Annotated in this window: 4 protein-coding genes; 1 reads left to right on the top strand and 3 read right to left on the bottom strand. The window is 72.7% G+C overall.

Translation table 11 applies throughout. The features are described from left to right. Positions 1-60 precede the first annotated feature (60 nt). Both CBZ_RS15845 and CBZ_RS15840 read right to left on the bottom strand, forming a co-directional pair. Positions 61-927 (bottom strand): DUF4397 domain-containing protein, encoded by an 867-nt coding sequence (locus CBZ_RS15845; protein ID WP_130782462.1) that lies wholly within the window; start codon positions 925-927, stop codon positions 61-63. A gap of 88 nt (positions 928-1,015) precedes the next feature. Further along, complete coding sequence (locus CBZ_RS15840; protein ID WP_130782461.1) at positions 1,016-1,504, bottom strand: DUF6328 family protein; 489 nt, start codon at positions 1,502-1,504, stop codon at positions 1,016-1,018. A 100-nt stretch (positions 1,505-1,604) separates the two neighbouring features. On the opposite strand from CBZ_RS15840, the gene CBZ_RS15835 reads away from it, so the two are divergent. Then, positions 1,605-2,657, top strand: a complete 1,053-nt coding sequence (locus tag CBZ_RS15835) for a threonine aldolase family protein (RefSeq protein WP_130782460.1) — start codon at positions 1,605-1,607, stop codon at positions 2,655-2,657. A 70-nt stretch (positions 2,658-2,727) separates the two neighbouring features. On the opposite strand, the gene CBZ_RS15830 is transcribed toward CBZ_RS15835, so the two are convergent. Further along, a complete protein-coding gene (locus CBZ_RS15830; RefSeq protein ID WP_130782459.1) occupies positions 2,728-4,962 on the bottom strand; it encodes a cellulase family glycosylhydrolase in 2,235 nt (744 codons plus the stop codon). Positions 4,963-5,074: the final 112 nt, after the last annotated feature.

Raw genomic sequence — 5,074 nt, 5'->3', positions numbered from 1 at the left:
CGACCGACGCCGTGGTCCGGGACGGGGTGCGGCGGCGAGGACCGAGCACGTCGTGCCCGTTCAGCGGTCCTCGTCCGGCCGCGCCGTCGCCCGCGCGGTCGCGGGGACGGCGTCCCGACGACGGGCGACGGCGAGCCCGACCACACCGAGCAGCGCGAGCGCGCCGACCGCGAGCAGCCACGGGCTCGTGCCGGGCTCGGACACGAGACCGACCTGACCGGCGTCCACGCCGGACGGCGCCGAGTGCAGCCCGGTCACGGTCTGCGTCGCGAGCGCGAGCGTCGCGGGCGACGCGGTCGCGCTGCCCCAGGCGTAGACGATCGTGTTCGTGCCCTCGGTGACGGGCACGTCGGCCGGGCCGAGCAGCGCGGGCTCGGTCGTGCCCGTCGCGACGACGCTCGCCGAGACCGTGCCGGCGGGCAGGTCCAGGACCGCCTCCTCCGGGTTCGTCAGGTCGGTGACGACGGCGGTCCCGCCGGCGAGCACGTCGACCCCCGGCGCGGCGGCGATGTGCCGCACCGTCAGGCGTCCTTGCCCGGCGGCCGCGGCGGACGTGTCGTTCGTGAACAGCGTCGCGGTCGGGTTGCCCGACGCGTCGAGGTGCGCGGCCGCGGTGTAGTTGCGGCCCGCCTCGAGCGCCAGGTCGACCGGGCCGATCGCCGGGCTGCTCGCGTCCGCGGCGTCCGCCGCCGTGATGGCGACCGTGTACGTGCCCGCGGGCAGCTCGAGCGGACCGGCGAGCGCACCGGGGGCGAAGTCGTCGAGCGTCCGCTCGCCGTTGACCCACACGTCGACGGTGAGCCCGGGGACGCCGTGCAGGACGGACAGCTGGGCGGGGTCCGCGGCGGTGGCGGGTCCGGCACCCGCGGCGAGTGCGGCGAGGGCGAGCACGCCGGCGGCGGTGCCGGCGAGGGGACGAGCGCGCATGGTGACCTCCAGGATGGGGTGCTGCTGCTGACACCCCTCCTTCCGGCCGGAGGCCACGTCCGGATGCACCTGGGACGCGCGAGTCCGGTCAGCCCCGTGCGGAGCGGGCCACGAGGCGGGGCACGACCCACCAGCAGCCGAACAGCACGACGAGCGACGCCGCGCCGACGACCCACCCGATCTGGCGGGTGCTGACGACGTCGAACAGGAGCATCGCCCCGCCTGCCAGGACGAGCGCGAGGACGACGAGCCCGCCGCGCGCGAAGATGTTCGCCGCGGACACGAGCTGCGGCTTGAGCCGCTTGCGGAACAGGACCCGGTGCATGCTGACGGGCGCGACGATGAGCGCGGTCGCGAGGACGGCCAGCACGACGAGCACCAGGTAGAGGTCCTTCTGGTAGGCGTCGAGCGACGAGAACGCCTGCTGGAACGGGATCGTGAACAGGAAGCCCGTGAGGATCTGCGTGCCGGTCTGCGTCACGCGCAGCTCCTGCAGGAGCTCGTCCCAGTTGCGGTCCATCCGCTCCGTGAACGTCTCGTTGCGGTCGTCGTTCGGGTCGTGCTCGATCTCCTGCAAGGGGTTCCTCCTCGACGGTGTGCACGGATCATGCCGCAGGCCACAGGGGAGTGCAGGGCGAGTGTCCAGGGCATCCGTCGTGCCGGGGCAGACTGGTCCCGTGACCCGACTTCACGACGCCGACGAGCGGCACTTCGCGTCCGACAACTACGCCGGGGCCCACCCCGAGGTCCTCGCGGCCCTCGCCGCCGCCAACGGCGGGCACCAGACCGCGTACGGCGCGGACGTCTACACCGCACGACTCCAGGAGGTCATGGCCGCGCACTTCGGCGCGGGGGCGACCACCTACCCGGTGTTCAACGGCACCGCGGCGAACGTCGTGTCGCTCCAGGCGCTGCTGCCCCGCTGGGGCGCGGTCGTCTGCGCGGAGTCCGCCCACATCCAGACCGACGAGAACGGGGCCCCCGAGCGTGTCGGCGGGCTCAAGCTGCTGACCGTCCCCACGCCCGACGGCAAGCTCACGCCCGAGCTCGTCGCCCGGCAGGCCTGGGGCTTCGGCGACGAGCACCGGGCGCAGCCGGGCGTCGTCTCGATCACCCAGAGCACCGAGCTCGGCACGGTCTACACGCCCGACGAGGTCCGGGCGCTGGCCGACCAGGCGCACGGCCTGGGGATGCGGCTGCACGTCGACGGCGCGCGGATCGCCAACGCCGCCGCCGCCCTCGACCTGCCGCTCCGCGCGTTCACGACGGACGCCGGGGTCGACGTCGTGTCGCTCGGCGGCACCAAGAACGGGCTGCTGTTCGGCGAGGCCGTCGTCGTGCTCGACCCGGCGTCGGTCGACGGCCTGCCCTACCTGCGCAAGATGGACATGCAGCTCGCGTCGAAGATGCGGTTCGTCTCCGCGCAGCTCGTCGCGCTGTACGAGGGCGACCTGTGGCTGCGCTCGGCCCGGCACGCGAACGCGATGGCGGCTCGGCTGCGTGCGGGCCTCGACGCGCTCGACGGCCGCGTCTCGGTCACCCGCGCGACGGAGGCGAACGGCGTGTTCGTGGTCCTCCCGCCCGCGGTGTCGGCGGAGCTGCGCCGCACGTGGCGGTTCTACGACTGGCACCCCGACAGCGGCGAGGTGCGGCTCATGTGTGCGTTCGACACGACCGGCGAGGACGTCGACGCGTTCCTCGCGGAGCTCGCGCGGCTGCTCGACGCCTAGGCCGGACGCGCCGGGGCCGGTGGGCTGCGGGTGTCCCGCGACCCACCGGCCCCGTGTCAGGCCTGCCGCGTCAACGAACGGCGCAGGTCGCGCCGTTCACGGTGAACGCCGTCGGTGCCGTCGTCGAGCCCGCGTGGCTCCCGCTGAACCCGATCTCGACGCTCCCGCCCGCCGCCAGCACGCCGTTCCACGCGACGTTCGTCGCGGTCACGCGGGTACCGGTCTGCGACCACTGCGCGCTCCAGCCCTGGGTGAGCGCCTGGCCTGCCGGGAGGTCGAACGCGAGCGTCCAGCCGCTCAGCGCCGACGTCCCCGTGTTGGTGACCTTGACCGACGCGGTGAAGCCCGTGCTCCACCCGTTGGCCGTGTACGCCACCGCGCACGAGCCGCTGGGGGTGTCGGACGCGGTCGTCGCCGTGACGGGCGTCGAGGCGGCCGACACGTTGCCGGCGGCGTCGCGCGCCCGGACGGTGAACGCGTACGACGTGCCGGCGGTCAGCCCGGTGGCCGTGAACGAGGGCGTCGTCGTCGTGCCCGCGAGCGTCGTGCCGCGGTACACGTCGTACCCCGCGAGGCCCGAGCCGCCGGTGTCCGTCGAGGCGGTCCACGTCAGCGGGACCGACGTCGTGGTGGCCGTCCCCGCCGTCACCCCGGTCGGGACGCTCGGCGCGGTCGTGTCACCCGTGCCCGCCGCCGTGCGCACCGACACCGCGGACGAGGCCGCGGACACGTTGCCCGCACCGTCCTTGGCGCGCACCGTGAACGTGTACGCGGTGTCCGCCGTCAGGCCGGAGACCGTCAGGGACGTCGTCGTGGTCGTGCCGACGAGCGTCGAGCCGCGGTACACCTCGTACCCCGCGACCCCGGACCCGCCCGTGTCGGTCGAGGCCGACCACGACAGCGGCACCGTCGTCGCCGTGGGCGTACCCGCGGCGAGGCCGGTGGGCACGCTCGGCGCGGTCGTGTCGGACGTGCTGCCGACCTGCGAGATCGAGATCCCGGTGGTCGATCCCACCCCGCCGAGCGGGACGGCGTGGTCCAGCCCGACGAACTTGCCGCCGTGGGTCCACAGCGTCGGCTTGAGCATGGTCGAGTACTTGACCTCGTCCCACGTCTTCCAGTCGTCGAGCAGCAGGCCGCCCGTGTCGCCCGAGTTCGGGTTGAGCACCCAGAACGTCTGGCTGAGCCGCCGCTCGGCGATGAGGTCGCGCAGCGCGGCCATCCACTTGTCCTGCCGCGGGTCCTGCCCGAGCCGGCCGCCCCACTCGCCGATGAGCAGCGGCGCGATGTCCTCGTCGTGGATGAACAGCCAGTTCGGCCCCCAGACGTCCGCGGTGAGCGACGCCTTGTCGAAGTCCTTCTGGAACCACTTCTGGTCGAAGACGAGCGGCCCGTAGTCGTGCGGCGAGTAGACGAGCTGGTCCTGGTTCGCCCCGAGGTCGATCGGGAAGTCGCGCACGCCGCGCAGGTTCCCGCCCCACCATGTCCCGTAGTAGTCGGTGAGGCCGGTCGACGTCCACGAGACGCCGGGCTTCGGGTAGATCTCGATCCCCTCGACGAACACCAGCCAGTTCGGGTTGATCGCGAGGATCTTCTTCGAGGCCGTCTCGGCGAAGTGCTTGAAGTTGTCCTTGTCGGTCGAGCCGTCCCACTTGGCGCGCTCGGTCGACCCCTGCGTGCCGTGCGGCTCGTTCTTGATGTCGGCGCCGACGATCGTGTCGTCGTCCTTCCAGCGCGTCGCGGCCCACTCCCACCCGGCGTACACGTCGTCGGTGGTGATCGAGCCCTTCCACCACATGTTGTAGACGTGCCCGGAGTTGTCGGCCTCGGCGGAGTGCACGTCGAGGAACACCTTGATGCCGTACTTCTGGCACAGGGTCAGCCAGTACTCGAAGATCTGCAGGCTGTTCTTGCCCTCGAGCTCCGGGTTCGCGTACGTGTTGACGTTCGGCTTGAGGAAGGTGCCGGCCTTCCACTCGAGCAGCAGCTGCGTCGAGATGGGGACACGCACGACGTTGATGCCGCGGTCGGCCATCTGCTTCGTGATCTCGGTGACGTTGCCCGACCACAGGCCGTGGAACACCCGCTCGCTGGCGTTGAACCCGAACCAGTTGACGCCCGAGAGGACGGCCTCCTTGCCGGTTGAGTCGACGATGGTGTTGCCCTGGACGTGCAGCCAGTCGTCGCCGGCCGCGGCCTGCGCGGGTGCGGTGACGAGGGTCAGGGGGGCGGCGAGGACGGTCGCGGCCAGCAGGCCCGTGACCGTCCGGCGTACGGGCCGGCGGTGTCGTGTGGGGGAGTGCACGGGTTCTCCTCGGGAGTCGTCGAGCGGGTCCCGGTGGTGCGGCCGGGTCGGACGGTCCGGCCGGCCGTGTGGTGGGCCGGACAGACGGGAGCGGGGGTACAACCGGACAAAC

It is taken from the genome of Cellulomonas biazotea, assembly GCF_004306155.1.
Classification (GTDB): Bacteria; Actinomycetota; Actinomycetes; order Actinomycetales; family Cellulomonadaceae; genus Cellulomonas; species Cellulomonas biazotea.
This window is presented reverse-complemented; position numbering and strand designations above follow the sequence as displayed.

Bases quoted from the DNA above. Each gene is read 5' to 3' on its own strand.
- CBZ_RS15845 (WP_130782462.1), bottom strand. From the start codon at position 927: ATGCGCGCTCGTCCCCTCGCCGGCACCGCCGCCGGCGTGCTCGCCCTC.